This window comes from Acinetobacter sp. 1000160 (assembly GCF_000588715.1).
Taxonomy (GTDB): domain Bacteria; phylum Pseudomonadota; class Gammaproteobacteria; order Pseudomonadales; family Moraxellaceae; genus Acinetobacter; species Acinetobacter courvalinii.
Map to the genome: position 1 here is coordinate 114,265 of NZ_JFWP02000003.1, position 15,920 is coordinate 130,184.

Consider the following 15,920-nt stretch of genomic DNA (forward strand, 5'->3'; position numbering starts at 1 on the left):
ATGATGAAAACACTTATTTTAGGGGAACAAGATTCCCTGCCATTGGTGCTTCGAAGCCTGCTTAAACTTCGTCATGGCCAGATTCATTTTCGGGGCGAATGGCGTGGTACGGTTGGGGAAGCCTCGGACCTTGAAGCAACTATAACTGTTCATAATAAGAAATTAATTGATCTTATTTTTAAAAACGGAGTGCTCGGTGCGGCTGAAGCTTTTATGCTGGGATATTGGAGTAGTGAGCATCTGGTTGAAACGATCCAGATATTGGCAAGAAACCGCGATGTTCTCGATAAGATCAATCATAATGTGATTTCACAGGCGAGTCAGCTGATTTTAAAGGCGTGGTACAAAAGCCGGAAAAATTCTGTGTCGGGGAGTCGTCAAAATATTGCCGAGCATTATGATCTCAGCAATGATTTTTTTAAGCTATTTCTGGATACATCCATGATGTATTCCAGTGCAGTTTATCAACATAAAGAAATGACTTTAGAGCAGGCTTCAGATTATAAGAAGGAGCTGATTTGTGAAAAATTGCAATTAAAATCCATGGATCACTTGGTGGAAATCGGAAGTGGCTGGGGAGGCTTTGCGATTTATGCTGCCCAGCACTATGGTTGTCGGGTGACCACAATTACGATTTCTCAGGCTCAGTATGAGGAGGCGAAACAACAGATTGCCGATGCCGGTTTAAGTCATCGCGTAGATGTACAGCTAAAAGACTATCGTTTACTACAGGGTAAATTCGACAAACTAGTATCAATTGAAATGATTGAAGCGGTGGGTGAGCAATATCTTCCAACCTATTTCAGTCAATGCCGATCACTATTAAAACCTCATGGTCTAGGCCTGATTCAGGCCATTACGATTGAAGATGCCCGTTATAAAAAAGCACTTCAGACTGTGGATTATATAAAACGTTATATTTTCCCTGGAAGTTTTATTCCCAGCATCAGTGTCCTGACACAAGCCGCCTCAGAACAGAAATTAAGATTGAAGCATCTTGAGGATATCGGATCCAGCTATGCAGAAACCATTCATCAATGGCGCGAACGTTTTTTAAATGCAAAAGCAGAGGTTCTTGCTTTAGGTTTTGATGAGACCTTTATTCGCATGTGGGACTTTTATTTGTGTTATTGCGAGGGAGGATTCAAAGAGGGAGTGATTAGTGATGTTCACCTGTTATTTGAAGCAAGCCCTTATTGAGTCTTTTGGATAGATCAGGGAGGCAGTGATGTTGTTGCAATTGTTTTTACTTGATGCCGTCGTGATGACCATTTGCTGGTTTTGGGCAAGCTATAATCGTCGGGCAGGCATCGTTGATGTGGCCTGGAGCTTCTGTATTTTCATCAACATCGTGATCACGGCTTGGTATATCGATGTCGCGCCGACGCAGGTCAGATGGTTTATTGGTGTTTTCAGCTCCGTCTGGTTCTTGCGTTTGAGTCTACACCTGTTTCGTCGCTATGCCTTGGAGCACGAAGAAGATCGCCGTTATGCCAATATGCGTGAGGCCATGGGTAAATTCCAGCACTTAGGTTTTCTTGCTTTTTTTATCTTTCAAGCGGGTCTGGCCATATTATTTACAGTTCCCATGTGGAGTTTATTAAATGTACCCAGTTCTATCTGGTTAGCCGAAACAACAGATTATCTGATCATTGCTGGTTTGATTATCGGGCTTGCATTTATTGGCGAAGTGGTTGCAGACCAGCAACTCTATCGGTTTAAACAAAACATGCAGAATCGTGGCAAAACCATGGATCAGGGATTATGGCGTTACTCACGTCATCCCAATTATTTCTTTGAGTGGTTGCATTGGTTTGCATATCCAGTCATCGGTATCGCAGCAGGCTTATATAGCTTATGGATTTATCCTGTGTTGATGTGGTTTTTTCTGTATTACATTACCGGAATTCCATTTAGCGAACAGCAGGCATTAAAAAATCGGGGACAAAATTATCTCGATTATCAAAAAAGAACTTCGATGTTTATTCCGTGGAAACCCAAAGAGTAGGTACGCACATGGACTTTATTATTCAAAAATCATTAAAACTTGTAGAAAGTGGTCTGGTGCCAGACCCGGCAATTCGTGCTGCAATTCGCTCGTTAAGTAAAAAGCGTCTGATTCAGGAAGGGCGTTATGATCCTGAACAAGGGGCTCAACGCTATATGGATGTATTGCATATGCTCAAGCATAGCGCAATCGCCATTGAAACAGACAAGGCCAATGAACAGCACTATGAACTACCGACAGCATTTTTTCAGGCCGTACTGGGTCAACATCTCAAGTATAGTGCATGTTTTTTTGCAAACGACCAAACCACATTAGATGAGGCGGAAGCGCTTGCCCTACAAATTTATAGTGAGCGGGCACAACTGAAAAATGGACAACATATTCTGGAACTGGGTTGTGGTTGGGGCTCGTTTACATTATGGATGGCAGAACACTATCCTGACTCGCACATCACTGCAGTTTCTAATTCCAGCACTCAGCGACACTATATTTTGTCTGAAGCAGCAAAGCGTGGGCTCAGGAATGTTGAGATCGTGACCTGTGATGTCAATGTACTTGAATTAAAACCACAGACATTTGATCGTGTGGTTTCAGTTGAAATGTTTGAACATGTTCGAAATTATCAACGACTTTTTGAGAAAATCCAATCCTGGCTAAAAGCTGATGGTATGTTGTGGTGTCATATCTTCTGTCATAGATTCCTGCATTATCCATTTGAAATAAAAAGTGAATATGACTGGATGTCACGTTACTTTTTTACCGGCGGATTGATGCCTGCAAGTTCTACTTTCCTGCATTTTCAAGATCATTTGGAGTTGGCACAGCATTGGCAGTGGTCCGGCATACATTATGAAAAAACAGCCAATGCCTGGTTAGACAACATGGATCGCCATGAGCAACAGCTCAAACCACTTTTTGATGAGGTTTATGCTCAAGAAGCGGGGATCTGGTGGCAACGTTGGCGTATTTTCTTTATGGCATGTGCTGAACTGTTTGGGTTTGAGCAGGGGCAGGAGTGGGTTGTGGGGCACTTCCTGTTTAAAAAGAAAAACGTATAATTTAAAAACAACACCAAGTAGATCAGCCTATGTTTAGACAGAATAAAAATGGTGAGGATAATCATCCGCTGAGCGAGATGTTTAACCGCCATTATTGGTTGCAAATTGGGCTGATTGCGTTATCCATCATTATTGGTATTGCCTGTAGTACATGGGTGATTAAAGGTTCTTTACTCAAAACTGCCCTTGAGCAGGAGATGGAACACTATTGGATGCGCGTTGAGCGTAATCCGAAAGCTGATTTACCGGATACTAAAAATTTGTATGGTTACCGGTGGCAAACCGCGATGCCTCCACCTGCTTTCCAGAATCAGCATTTGGAGCAGGGCGTCCATCGCGTGTTTGTCGATGGAAAAGATAGGATGACAGTTTACGGCGAACGTAACGGACAACACGTATTACTGGTGTTCGGTGAAAGTAATGTCAACAAGATCGTCTGGCTATTTGGTTTGGCCCCGTTAATGTTCAGCTTAATTGTGCTGTACAGTATTTTGTGGTGGTCAAATCGCCGGGCCAAACGGTATTTCTCACCTATTACCCGTTTGGCAAATGCCTTGGAGGATATTGACTGGGCACATCAAAATGCAGCAGCATCGCCGTTTCAGGACATCTATACCAATGGCAATCTGGAAGCCGAGTATTTAAAGCGGGCACTTGAACGCTATCATCAGGTGTTGAGCGAGTTTATTAATAGGGAAAGGGAATTTACTGGAGATGTCAGTCATGAACTGCGCACGCCTTTAACCATTCTGAAAGGCAATGTACAGCTTTGTCAGGCACGTTATGGGCAGAGTAAGGCTTTGGATCGTATTGCCAATACCATTGAGGATATGCAATTACTGGTCGATACCTTATTGGCGATCGCAAGAAATAACACCAGTACCTTAACGGCCGAATATTTGCCTTTATCTCCTCTTATTCAGGATCTGGTTAGCGATTTAGAGCCTTTTAACCGTAGTCAGGAAATTGAGATCTGTGTTCAGATAGAGACTCCAGACTCAGTAAAAATGATCTATCCATCAATGACGAAAATGGTCCTGAGCAATATACTGCGTAATGCATTAAATTATTCGCAAGGTACGAAAATTCATATTATTCAACGTCAGAACAGTGTGGTTATCGCGGATAACGGGATTGGCATCACGATGCCTGATGACCTTAAAGTACAACAATTAAGTTCACAGCTCCAACTCACTCCCAAAGGTCACGGTATCGGTTTGCAGCTTGTCAGGAAGTTATGCGTTCAGTTGGGATGGAGAGTTGAGTTATTCGACCGTCAATACTACTTAAGTACGCATCCTGATCTGCAATTAGAAAAAACGACAGGTCTGATTGTGGTGGTTTATCTGAATTAGTTAGGCTCTGTATCTAAAGCTATTTTTAAGCCTACCCCCGAGACGGTATGAATCAGTTTTTCCTGATACGGTTTATCGATCATTTTTCGAAGGTTATAGATATGACTGCGTAAGGCATCACTCTCAGGCTCTTCATCCCCCCAGAGCTCGATAATGATTTCTTGTTTGGTAATCACTTTTGGCGAGTTTCTCATCAAGATTTTAAGTAATTTAAATTGTATTCGGGGGAGGTCAATTGTTTGGCCTGCACGGGTTATGGTCTGCGTTGAGCTGTCTAAAATCAGATCATGAATTTGGAATTTAGTGGTGGTTACCTCGCCACGAGCGCGTTTGATCAATGCACGAATACGCATCACCAATTCATTGAAATCAAAAGGCTTAACTAAATAGTCATCGGTGCCAGCAGTAAAACCTTTTAACTTATCATTCAGCGTATCCCGTGCAGTTAACATAAGGATAGGCATATCTTTGCCTTCTGCTCTGAGCCATTCACATAAATCATAGCCCGAGCCATCAGGTAAATTAATATCCAGTAATAGCAGATGATAAGGCTGGGCTAATAAAAAATTTCTTGCCGAATTCAAGTTACGTGCATGATCAACAATAAAACCATGCTCTTCTAAAAACTCGCATACGGTGGCAGCAAGTTCATAGTGATCTTCCACCATTAGGACAAATTGACTGCTCATATTTATATTCAAGTTATTGATGAAGTAATTGTTGTTTCAATTTAGCATTAAATGGTGAATCACCAAACCAAATTTTAAAATATTGATTTGCCTGAGGATTAGTGATCGAACCTAATTTTTTTTGATTTAAATGCAGGCTTAGGGTACTGCTGGATTGCGTATAATTTAATGAATAAAGATCTCCCTTTTTGACGGGCTGATACAGCATTGTAATTTGATTTAATACGGATTGATCTGAAAAATTGGCCACATTCTTTCTTAGAAAGTAAGTGGCCGCTTTTTTGAATGCCCATTCAGGAATATCCCGTTGATAGAAAAAATCTAAACGAATACTTTGAGTTTCCCAGTTTTGCTGGCAATCATCGGCATAATAGCTTACGGAACCGACCTTTTGTGCAGTGACCAGCAGGGGAGCTATTTGACATAGTTGCGTATTTGCATGAACCTGGCTTAAAGATGCGATAAAATAGAAGAGGCCGAGTCCAGCTTTTGTTAAGTGATTGTGCATTTCCAACCTCAACGATTTCTAGGCTATATATTTCATATTCAACAGACTTAAGTTTGTATAATTATGTGCTACTACGCTTTATTTATTTGATTTTTAAGGTTTCTTAAAGGGTAAAAGTAAAGCGTAAGCATTCCCGACATAAGGTAAAGATCGGAACAAGCCATTCGCGGGGTCCCAATAATCTTGTTGAAAGACAATTAAATCCTTGTCATTGATCTTAATTTGACTAATACCATAAGAAGACATGGTCTTTTTACGCCCCAACATTTTGAAGTCATATACCATATGCCAATGGATATAGGCAGAATCTTGTCGATGCGTTGCACTTATTAATGTGACAGAGACATTGCTGACGTGTTCGTTCATTCCTTCAAAATGTTTGATCAATTCTTTTTTGGTAGAGAACTGCGACAGCGTATCATTAATGTACAGATGATCTGCATAGAGTTGGCTGGCATTTTCGATAAAAGCAACCGTACCCATGGTATTGAATGCTGATACAAAACGTCGACCGATAAGCTGGGCTTGCTCATCATTTAATTCAACGCCTGAAATTTCTTTATTGGCCTTATTATAGTCAGCGCTGTAGCTGGGTAAGCTTTTACAGGCAGCCAAGGATAATAGGGTCAGTGTGGATACGGTTACGGCTCTTAGAAATTTCATATTCACAAACCTTTTCATTTTTTTATAGCTTAAAATCTGAAGTGTGAATATGTTGTGAAATATGCGTGGTTGTGCATTATCTTCATTCATGCAGCAAATCATAATATTTATCTAGGTACGAGTGAGGGCTACCCACCGAAATGTGTAAGCTTGCATATGTGCCGTTACACTATGTATAAATTACTGGCTTCTCGCATGACATTGTTTCAGTATAGAAATAGACTTTCGAATTAATAGGACAATGATCATGGCAATGAAGCATCGTATATTTTTAAAATATCTTTCTGTTTTCGGTTTTGTAGCAAGTTCAGTTGTCACAAGTGTGACTTTCGCCAGCTCGGAGCAGGCATGGAATAAGCATGATCAGGAAATCAAAGCGGCGTGTATAAAAGCCAGTCAACTTAAAAATGCCAAGGCAGTGAGCAACGTCATGTTATTTGATGATCGTGTCGGATATTCTGCACTGTTGATTCAAGGGAAATATCCTCAAGCACATATGAAAAACAAAATTGGTCAAGAGCTGTGTTTATGGAATAAGACTTCAAAGAAAGCTTATTTAAGTGAAGCAAACATAAAAGTAGGTTAAAACGATAAAGGAAAAATTGGAAAAATGTGGGATTTTCTATAAATAAAACAATGCTTTATTTGTAGAATTTAACTAATGGCATCTCCATCAAAATATTATTCTGGATTATTCGATCTGATATAAAAAAGCCTTTAAGTTCAAAGCTTAAAGGCTTTTTTATTTGTCTATTTGTCCGATAGCATCTGAAATGATTTGATCTTGTTTTTACCTTCTCTGGCTATAATTATTGGAATATACGCTTTACCGTTCTTGGTGATCGGTTGCAATGAATAGAGATGAAATATCAAAAAATGGAGGCGGTCTCGCCCTTCTTCTGATCTATGAGCATTGATGTGAAGCGTAATAACTGAATTATATTAATAATGACTCAATATTAAATTTATTTTGTCCGGTTTTCGGACAAAAAACGCGTAAAGCGGTTTTTTTTCTATTCTCTTTATAGCTTTCAATAAACTTAAAAATTAGTTTATCCATTACCAGATGGAGATTAAGTTATGGAAAACTTAAAAATAAAAATTGCAATGATTGACTCAAAGTCAACGAGCATGCCCCATATTGAAATGGAGCTTGTAAAGGATAGTACTCAGCATGGTATTGAATCATCTAAAGCGATTGATATTAGGCAAACCGTAGTTAATCAATGGACCTAAGTGCTTAAAAGATTTGATTTAACTACATCTACAAGAAGATTGGAAAACGATTATTAGAATTTAAATTATGTTTTGGAGTGAAGTATGAGATTTAAAAAAGGATTTTTAGTATTCAGCCTGGGTTTGCTCTTTATAAATTTGGGATGCAAAGACAATGATAGGGCTGAAAATAGTGGTGCGGAAACTATTTATATGAATGGAAAAATTTATACTGCTAAAGATAAGGATTCTTTTCAGCAAGCTATCGCAATTGCCCATGATGGGACTATTATAAAAGTAGGTAATAATCAAGAAATTAAAAAAATTGCGGATAGCAATACAAAAATTATTGATCTTGAAAATAAAGTTTTGATGCCAGGTTTAATTGATAGCCATATTCATGCTTTAGCTTCCGGCGTGGAAGCCGTATTAGCCACCATGGATCGAGACGATACAAGCATCGATGTTTCCAGAGTAGAAGCAAAACTTAGACAATCGAGTCTGGATGGTACGGGTGTTGCTGGAGATGTGCTTTTTTTAAATGGCTTGTCGTCAGAATATTGGGAATTGTCTGATCAACTCTCCAATGTATTTAATAATAATGAATGGAAAAATCGCCCAATTGCATTAGTCGGTAGCGATCACCATACGGCATGGGCGAATCAAGCGCTCCTCAAAAAAGCAGGTATAGATGCGAATTTTATCCAGCAATTAAGTCCCGAAGATCAGCAAAATATTGCCCATGATGAAAAATTTGAGCCTACTGGATTTGTGATCGATTCTGGCTGGGATATGGTGAGTGATAAAATTCCCTCTGTGTCCCATGAACTGCTTTATAAAGGTTCTAAAGAAGCGATCCAATACTATAATCGTTTAGGCATTACCGCGTGGAGGGATATTGCTGCAAATGCCAGTCCCAATAAGGGAATTACCAATATTAAAAATACAGAACAAACACTCGGGATGATTCCGATGTATAAAGAATTATCTCAGAAAGGAGAATTAACTGCGCGAGTTTCCGGGTTGCATGTCATCAACTCGAAAAGTACGCCACAAGTGTTTAACATCATTGAATCAATCAATCGCAAATATAAAAATATAGATAATTTTAATCTCATCGGTGTCAAAGTATTTGCGGACGGCGTATTAGAGTTCCCAGCTCAATCCGCTGCATTATTGGGACGTTATTCTAATACTAATAAGCAAGGGACTTTGTTATTTGATCCAACTACTTTTAAGTTAGTTGTAGATGAAGCTGACAAGCGGAATATGCTGGTTCATATCCATGCAGTGGGAGATAGGGCAGTAAAGGAATCCTTGAATGCAATTGAATATGCGCGGTCAAAGCGTCAGAGCAATGTTCCTCATAGCATTACTCATCTCCAGCTCGTAGATCCGAAAGACTATAAGCGTTTTAAACAAAATAATGTCATTGCTTCTATGCAGTTGGCATGGGCTTATGAAGACAGTTTTAATAAAGAATTGGTAAAACCTTATATTGATGCTGTTTCTTTTAAGGGGATGTATCCTGCACATTCTTTACTGGTTAACGGCGCAACAATTGCAGGTGCAAGCGATGCACCCGTTTCAACAGCCAATCCTTTTGTTGCTATGGCGACTGCAATCACAAGAAAAGGAATTGAAGGGGATGTTTTAAACCCGGCCGAAGCGATTGATCGAGATTCTGTATTTAAGGCTTATACGATTAATTCAGCTAAAGCGCTGTATTTAGATAAAAGCATTGGCTCGCTCGAACCAGGCAAAAAAGCCGATATGATTGTAGTTGATCGAGATATTTTTAAAGTTTCACCGGAACAGTTGGCTGAAACAAAAGTGGTGTGGACCATTTTTAATGGGAAAAAAGTCTATCAACAATAACTTGGTTATTTAGGTATGGGATGGGCTGAAGAAAAGCAGTTCACCAAAGCTGGTAGCAAACACAAAATAGCTGAATAAGATTTCTGTTCACTGGCTTGATGTGGATTATCTAAACTTTATAGGCTATGCATTGTGTTTTAATTACATTGGAATAACTTAGGCAAAGGACTAAAAATAATAAAAAGATGAATTTGGAGGTAGAAGTAGTCAAAAAACTCACTCGTTAAGAGTGGGTTTTTGATGGTTTAAATAAATATGTTCTAAGGTATTGTCGGCATAGCTTTTTTAACGGCATTCACAATCTTGTCAATGTTAGCTGAATAGACGCTGGGATAATCCGATTTGTCATTGATAATATAATGAATATTGGCCCCTTTATTTTGAGCTACAGAGACTAACCCATCACTGCTTGTTTGGGGACAGTTGGATCTTGTGCAGGTTGAGAAGCTTTAGTCAGAAAATTATGCGCTAAAGATATCAAGTTGTGAATAGATCACAATTTACATAACTATATAGGGAAGCTTTAAGTTTTAACCACAATCTGGCATGAAATGATGAATGGTGGAGATTAGTGTCAATTTTTCATTAATTTACTATGCTAATTTTATTTCAGTTTTAAGGTGGATAGGTTGGGTTGGGTTGTTGATTTTATCAATGAACTCTATTTAAGCTATAAGGGGGTTAAAATGAGAAGCTTAATTTTGGTTGTAATCATTGCTTTATCTTTCACTGGCTGCTCGAATGCATCAAAAGTAGATCCTGAACTTGATAATATTGCTCATCTCATTTAATTGAAAATCAGCTTTAAATTGAAATTTTATTGCATTTGGTTTTTGAAGTTCATCATAAATATAAAACTCATAAAGAAGAGAGCCTTTATCAGCTCTCTTTTTAAGTTTGGTTATTTACTAAAGCAATAAAACCAAGAAGTTAGATTATTCTATTAAAATAAACTAAAACTTCTCTCTCCCCCAGCCATAAGCCGCAGCAAAGGGGAGTGCAGTTCTTGCTAAATAAGGTACATGCCACAAACCGCCATGATTGGCATTTTCCATAATCAGCGCTAAAGGATGTTCGAGCTGTGTTTCAGGATTGGTCGCACTCTCTGGATTATTTAAATCATGTACCCAGAGCGCTGCCATAATCGCATTTGTAGTTTCAGGACTAAAAGTTTCGACCTTAAACAGATCTGCACCTGAAAAAGCCGCTTTCAGGATCGGATTCTTCACCACCGAATGGGTGGTGGTAGAGGGCGCAATATTGATCACTGTTTTTTGACCACGCGCGCGGCTACAAATGGCAAACCACTGTTGCAGGCGTTTCGCGAGGGCATAGTTGGGCCCTTGCTCAATCACCATACAATCGGAAATACCATATTTTTGGCCATTATCCGATTCAATCAGCTGCTCAATATTCGACTTAAAAAAATGTCTTAAGGAAATATTGTGAATCGATTTGGTTAGTAACTTTTCAAGCAGTGGACGCTGCTTAATTTTTTGCTGGATCGACTGTACAACCGATGCTGGGATGGCATAAATATCGGTGGGCGTTAGCATAAACATGATACTGCTATCTGCTTTTTGACGACTCACCTGTTCCATGATGCTGATCATGGCGATTGAAACACGCACATGTTTCTCACCATCCAGATATGCAATCCCAGCCAGATCCAGGCTCTGCTCAAATGTAGTTAACCAGTTCGCAATTTCTGGTGTCTGAGTCAGGAGATTTGCACCGAGCTGCTTTTCACCATTTTCCAAGGTCATTTGTGGTGCAATAAGCGTGGCATTGCCTTGTTGAATGGTGCTGGTAATTTTTTGCCAGATTTTTGGATTCGGTAAATCAATCGCGACAATATTGGCACGCCATTTTGCTAACCAGCTTAAAGGCCCGGCTTCTGAGGCTGCACCGAAGAGCACCATGGTACGTGAGGACAAGTCAAACCATTCGGGATGAGCCTGTAACAGGCGTAGGGCTTTGGCATGACTAGGTTCGATAATGTGTTGCTGTTCCCAGCAGTCAATCTGCTTGAGTAAGGCTTGGCCTTGCAGTTTTTGCCCTTTAAAGGGGATAAACCAGGGTTCAATGCTAGGGTCGCCTGTTCCTTTGAGCACATAGCTTTCAAAAGGCTGATCTTTAAAAACGGCCATGGCCTGTTCTAAAGAAGTTTGCTGACCAGCACGATGAAAATTAAAGGACTTTTTCGCAGTATCCAGCCCGTGTTGAGCAATCCGTAGAGGATGTTGAACAGAACGGATACCTGTTTTCACCAGTTCTTCAAAATAAACCGGATATTTCTTTCTCCAGTTCTTTTCGGCTGTTAATTCAGAGGCATAAGGTGAATCGACACTTTTCAGTGCGGCATATAAGATATTCTTTGCGGTGGCTGTTGTGCTGGGCTTGTTTTTGCCAGATTGAATCGGAAATTGTATTCCATCCATATTTGACGATGATTTATTACTCAATGTGCTGCTCCAATCTACTGAATGCTAAAATTCAAAAAAGTAGAGGGACTCTTTGTCTCATCCATATTTATGTTTCCAGCATAAGTCGAAATGATGAAATTAAAAATAGCGGAAAATAGGGCAATTCATCACGATTTTGGAGCAGTATAAAATGGAGGGAAAAGACCAGATCACACATTAAAAATAGTAATTACAGGGGTTTATATGCAGGATTTGACTTGATTCTGTTTGACCCCGATAGGTAAAATGTTACTTTGGACATGCTACAAAAACTTTTAATTACCCCTTTAGAATAAAATATACAGCGTAAATGAGCATTACGTTTATACAGGACATGATTGCTCGAATCCCTTTAAATCTTGCATAGCAAATGAATATCTTCAGGCTCGAGTTGCCATAGCTGCTGATCGGGGTTATCCAATACTTCAGCGCCATGTTTTAGATAAAAATCAACGGTTCGTTTGCTAGGCGTTGCCGACATATACAGCTCGTTTCCACCTAGTTTTATTGCAGCGTTTTTTGCTGCCTGCATGAGTTGCGCACCTATGCCTTGGCCTTGCTGATCGGCATCAACATAAAAGTAGTGCAGAAGTCTGGCTGCGGGGTAATCTTGAATGTGTTGATTCGAGACCACGCAAATGCCGACCAGTCTTGCTTGCAGGTTAAAAGCTCCGATGAATGCGGCATGCTCATGGTAGAGCTGTTTTAATTTTGGCGGATCATTTTGTAGATGGTAAGCATCCCAATGTTGTACATCATAAAAGCAGTCGACCAGTTGTAATGTGTGTTGTTTGACATAATTTTGGGTGATCAGTTCTCGCCGATTAATCTGTTGCCAGATCAAGTCAATTTCTGAATATTGAAGCGGTCTTAGAATAATATTGATAGTGTTTTCCTTGTCATACTATTTATTTATATTTTAACGGCTAAGCTATGCTTTAAACAGTTTATTTACATTAGAGACAATCTGTTAAGCAAATCAGCTATACCTCTCCTATAGATCAACTTATGCTATCTGTAGTCATTAAAATAACAAGGAAAATCTCTGATGTCTTTACGGTTGATCTTCTCCCTGACTGGAACTAGTCTGATTTTGATGTTTTCAGGCTGTACGCCATCTTCAAGATATTCAATTGCCGATAGTTTCGGCCCACAGCCCATTTTACCAAAACCTCAAACCAGCCTGATCCCGACGGTTAATATTGCTCCGGCCAAAGGCTGGCCGAAGGGCAAAATGCCTACTACGGTTGAAGGGCTGAAAGTTCAGGCTTTTGCCAGTGGACTGGATCATCCAAGATGGCTGTATGTATTGCCAAATGGTGACGTGCTAGTGGCAGAAACCGATGCGCCGCCTAAACCGGAAGAAAGCAAGGGCATTCGTGGCAAAATCATGAAAATGGTGATGAAACGTGCTGGCTCATCATTACCCAGTGCCAACCGAATCCGCTTATTACGGGATACGAATGGTGATGGTATCGCAGATCAGAATACGGTTTTTCTACAGAATTTGAACTCACCCTTTGGTATGGCCTTGGTAGGAAATATGCTTTATGTGGCCAATACCGATACGCTGATGCGTTATCCCTATCAGGAGGATACCACCCAAATCACGGCAAAGGGCACCAAGGTGCTGGATTTACCTGCCGGTCAGCTCAATCATCACTGGACTAAAAATGTGATTGCCAATCCACAAGGAAGCAAACTCTATATCACGGTCGGCTCGAATAGTAATGCTGGTGAGAATGGTCTGGATCAAGAACAGGGACGGGCACAGATTCTGGAATATGATATTGCTACTGCCAAAGTAAGGCCTTATGCAACCGGACTGCGTAATCCGAATGGCATGGGTTGGCAACCACAGGGCGGACAACTCTGGACAGTGGTTAATGAACGGGATGAACTCGGTAGTGATTTGGTTCCAGATTATATGACCTCAGTCAAAGAGGGAGCGTTTTATGGCTGGCCATATAGCTATTATGGCCAACATGTCGATAAACGGGTCAAGCCACAAAATCCTGAGCTAGTCAAGCAGGCGCTTAAACCTGACTATGCCTTGGGTAACCATACCGCATCTTTGGGTTTGGCATTTTATGCGACCGAACTTATGCCACAGTATCGCGGTGGTGCATTCATTGGGCAGCATGGGTCATGGAACCGAAAACCCCATAGTGGATACAAAGTCGTTTTTGTGCCTTTCCGAAATGGACAGCCTTCGGGTCAACCGCAAGATGTGCTGACCGGTTTCTTAAGTGAGAAAGGCGAAGCTTATGGTCGTCCTGTGGGAGTGGCGATTGATTTTTCTGGTGCGCTTTTAGTCGCTGATGATGTCGGCAATACGATCTGGCGCGTCTCGCCTGTTGCACAAACCACTTATGAAAGCCCAACGCAAAACTATCGGCATTAAGTTAGATTTGTGATTTAAATTTTACTTGGTGCTATCCAAACTGTCGTTATTCATATAAAGTTTATATAAAATACATCTTCATTGTAAAACATTACAAATCTACTAAACTTTTCGTTCCATACTCAGTGGGACATAACAACACCAAGGATAGCGTCATGCCACAGTATTTGCGTATCGCTGATAATATTTACAGGCATTTTGAAGAGGAGAAAAAGTTTCATGCTCCGCTGCAAGATTGCCTAAATTTCATTGTTAAACAGTTACGTGAAGAACTTAAAGATACTGACTTAAAATTATTGTATAACTACATCGATTTCGTGGAAGGTTTTCAGGACAGGCCGACCAAAGACCATATTTGTATTGATGTCAGTTTAGTCCCCAACTATAAGAATAAAGATGAGTTTGTGTTGTGGTTAGCAGGATTTATTGAACGTATCACAGAAGGTGGGGTAAAGAGGCTGCCACCTATCCATGAAGAAATACCGGCAGAGTTTACATTTGAACGTGACCTGAGCATTATTCTGGATCAGTTGAAAACCAGTTCTGCTGAACAGATCAAATCCTATTTTGAAAGTGATGAATTTAAGAATAGTTAAATTTAAAAAGCATAGAGTAATCAGACACTGATTATTCTGCTAATTTTTCAAAAGGCTTCTAAGAGGCCTTTTTTTATTGTGTTATTTAAGAACTGATTTTTAACTTGCAGATTGCATCGACTACGTTATTTAAAATTTTGCATCTCGTACATGACAATAGGAGCTGTGAATCAGCGCTAACCATAAAAACACGAATAGATAGACAGTTATGTATAGTTTGTGTGACGTATTATGTATTTATAAAATAAAGCGTGATATAAATGGCGCATTAACGATGAGCTTCTTTGATGAATGTCTATATCGTAATCCCATGTTCTTCCCCAAGAGCTTGGGATTTTTTTTATGTGCAAATTAATCTATGGCAGAATCAGAAAGCACAGTGTGGATCAGGAGGGGGATATAAAGGAAAAGGATGAACAACTGTTGTCGAGTTGAATGAAAGCATCTGGAGAACTGGTCTAAACACGTATCCTCCAAATGAGTTCACTGGGATGAAATATTATTTTTTTTGCTTAAAACGGTATTTGCATTTCAGACAGCGATAGTCCTGAAAAATATTTTTGTCGACCATGACACCTGCCTTTTTCCCGAACATATTGCCAATCACGCCCCCTGTGATCCCTGCACTGATCGCGCCAACAAAAGTACCGACCGTACCGCCAACAATCACACCTAAGGGACCAGCCACTGTACCAATTGCTGCACCGATGGATGCACCACCTGCAGCACCACCGACCGTACCTGCTGTCGTTCCTGCGGCTGTCAGTAACACACCACCTGTAGTTTTCAGTAATTTGTCATGATTACGTGTTTCAACTTCGGTGGAACCACATTTTGGGCATAGTATAGGTTTGTCCATAAAACTATCCTGTTTTCTCTATTGATAACGACATTCAGTGTATTGAGCAATTGCCGATAGCACTGGGTCAGGCTCAATTCTAGCTGATCGCTGCAATAAGTATTTATAGTTCATGTAAATACTTTTACCCTTATCCTGACACCCCTGATTTGAGGCTTTTGAGTTCACAGTACAACTGCGGAAGAATAAGGTGAGAGAGGAGTCCTTATTCTTCAGTAAAAA

Annotated in this window: 15 protein-coding genes; 9 read left to right on the top strand and 6 right to left on the bottom strand. The window is 40.1% G+C overall.

The genetic code is table 11. The features are described 5' to 3' along the window. From J699_RS11755 to J699_RS11740, 4 genes are read left to right on the top strand one after another with little or no spacing between them, the layout of a single operon-like run. Positions 1 to 1,200 (top strand): SAM-dependent methyltransferase, encoded by a 1,200-nt coding sequence (locus tag J699_RS11755; protein ID WP_032867764.1) that lies wholly within the window; start codon positions 1 to 3, stop codon positions 1,198 to 1,200. Positions 1,201 to 1,228: 28 nt separating this feature from the next. Then, entirely contained in the window at positions 1,229 to 2,008 is a 780-nt protein-coding gene (locus J699_RS11750; protein WP_032867763.1) for a DUF1295 domain-containing protein, read from the top strand. Positions 2,009 to 2,016: 8 nt separating this feature from the next. Beyond that, positions 2,017 to 3,066, top strand: a complete 1,050-nt coding sequence (locus J699_RS11745) for an SAM-dependent methyltransferase (protein ID WP_032867762.1) — start codon at positions 2,017 to 2,019, stop codon at positions 3,064 to 3,066. A 29-nt stretch (positions 3,067 to 3,095) separates the two neighbouring features. Further along, positions 3,096 to 4,421: a sensor histidine kinase gene (locus tag J699_RS11740; RefSeq protein ID WP_032867761.1), complete on the top strand. Its 1,326-nt coding sequence runs from the start codon at positions 3,096 to 3,098 to the stop codon at positions 4,419 to 4,421. Here the strand turns inward: J699_RS11740 and J699_RS11735 are convergent. From J699_RS11735 to J699_RS11725, 3 genes are all read right to left on the bottom strand, one after another. Then, positions 4,418 to 5,110 (bottom strand): response regulator transcription factor, encoded by a 693-nt coding sequence (locus J699_RS11735; protein WP_032867759.1) that lies wholly within the window; start codon positions 5,108 to 5,110, stop codon positions 4,418 to 4,420. The genes J699_RS11740 and J699_RS11735 overlap by 4 nt on opposite strands. A 13-nt stretch (positions 5,111 to 5,123) precedes the next feature. Beyond that, positions 5,124 to 5,618 carry a chalcone isomerase family protein gene (locus J699_RS11730; RefSeq protein ID WP_032867757.1) on the bottom strand — a complete coding sequence of 165 codons (495 nt, stop codon included), beginning with the start codon at positions 5,616 to 5,618 and terminating at the stop codon, positions 5,124 to 5,126. Between the two features lie 93 nt (positions 5,619 to 5,711). Next, positions 5,712 to 6,281: a nuclear transport factor 2 family protein gene (locus tag J699_RS11725; RefSeq protein ID WP_032868266.1), complete on the bottom strand. Its 570-nt coding sequence runs from the start codon at positions 6,279 to 6,281 to the stop codon at positions 5,712 to 5,714. Positions 6,282 to 6,528: 247 nt separating this feature from the next. Here J699_RS11725 and J699_RS11720 point away from each other — a divergent pair, with 247 nt between their 5' ends. From J699_RS11720 to J699_RS11715, 3 genes are all read left to right on the top strand, one after another. Beyond that, entirely contained in the window at positions 6,529 to 6,867 is a 339-nt protein-coding gene (locus tag J699_RS11720) for a hypothetical protein (RefSeq protein ID WP_032867755.1), read from the top strand. A gap of 494 nt (positions 6,868 to 7,361) precedes the next feature. Next, positions 7,362 to 7,517 (top strand): hypothetical protein, encoded by a 156-nt coding sequence (locus J699_RS19620; RefSeq protein ID WP_153561898.1) that lies wholly within the window; start codon positions 7,362 to 7,364, stop codon positions 7,515 to 7,517. An 84-nt stretch (positions 7,518 to 7,601) separates the two neighbouring features. Beyond that, positions 7,602 to 9,374, top strand: a complete 1,773-nt coding sequence (locus J699_RS11715) for an amidohydrolase (protein ID WP_032867753.1) — start codon at positions 7,602 to 7,604, stop codon at positions 9,372 to 9,374. 953 nt (positions 9,375 to 10,327) lie between these two features. Here the strand turns inward: J699_RS11715 and J699_RS11710 are convergent. Further along, complete coding sequence (locus J699_RS11710) at positions 10,328 to 11,839, bottom strand: hypothetical protein (protein ID WP_032882790.1); 1,512 nt, start codon at positions 11,837 to 11,839, stop codon at positions 10,328 to 10,330. Positions 11,840 to 12,191: 352 nt separating this feature from the next. Next, positions 12,192 to 12,719, bottom strand: coding sequence for a GNAT family N-acetyltransferase (locus J699_RS11705; RefSeq protein WP_212750248.1), 528 nt, complete (start codon positions 12,717 to 12,719; stop codon positions 12,192 to 12,194). A gap of 168 nt (positions 12,720 to 12,887) precedes the next feature. On the opposite strand from J699_RS11705, the gene J699_RS11700 reads away from it, so the two are divergent. Then, positions 12,888 to 14,243 (top strand): PQQ-dependent sugar dehydrogenase, encoded by a 1,356-nt coding sequence (locus J699_RS11700; protein ID WP_032867747.1) that lies wholly within the window; start codon positions 12,888 to 12,890, stop codon positions 14,241 to 14,243. A gap of 155 nt (positions 14,244 to 14,398) precedes the next feature. Then, positions 14,399 to 14,839: a hypothetical protein gene (locus J699_RS11695; protein ID WP_005229162.1), complete on the top strand. Its 441-nt coding sequence runs from the start codon at positions 14,399 to 14,401 to the stop codon at positions 14,837 to 14,839. A 499-nt stretch (positions 14,840 to 15,338) separates the two neighbouring features. Here J699_RS11695 and J699_RS11690 read toward each other — a convergent pair whose 3' ends face one another. Beyond that, the gene (locus J699_RS11690; RefSeq protein ID WP_005229164.1) at positions 15,339 to 15,698 is read right to left on the bottom strand and encodes a hypothetical protein; all 360 of its coding nucleotides are present in this window, start codon (positions 15,696 to 15,698) and stop codon (positions 15,339 to 15,341) included. Positions 15,699 to 15,920 lie beyond the last annotated feature (222 nt).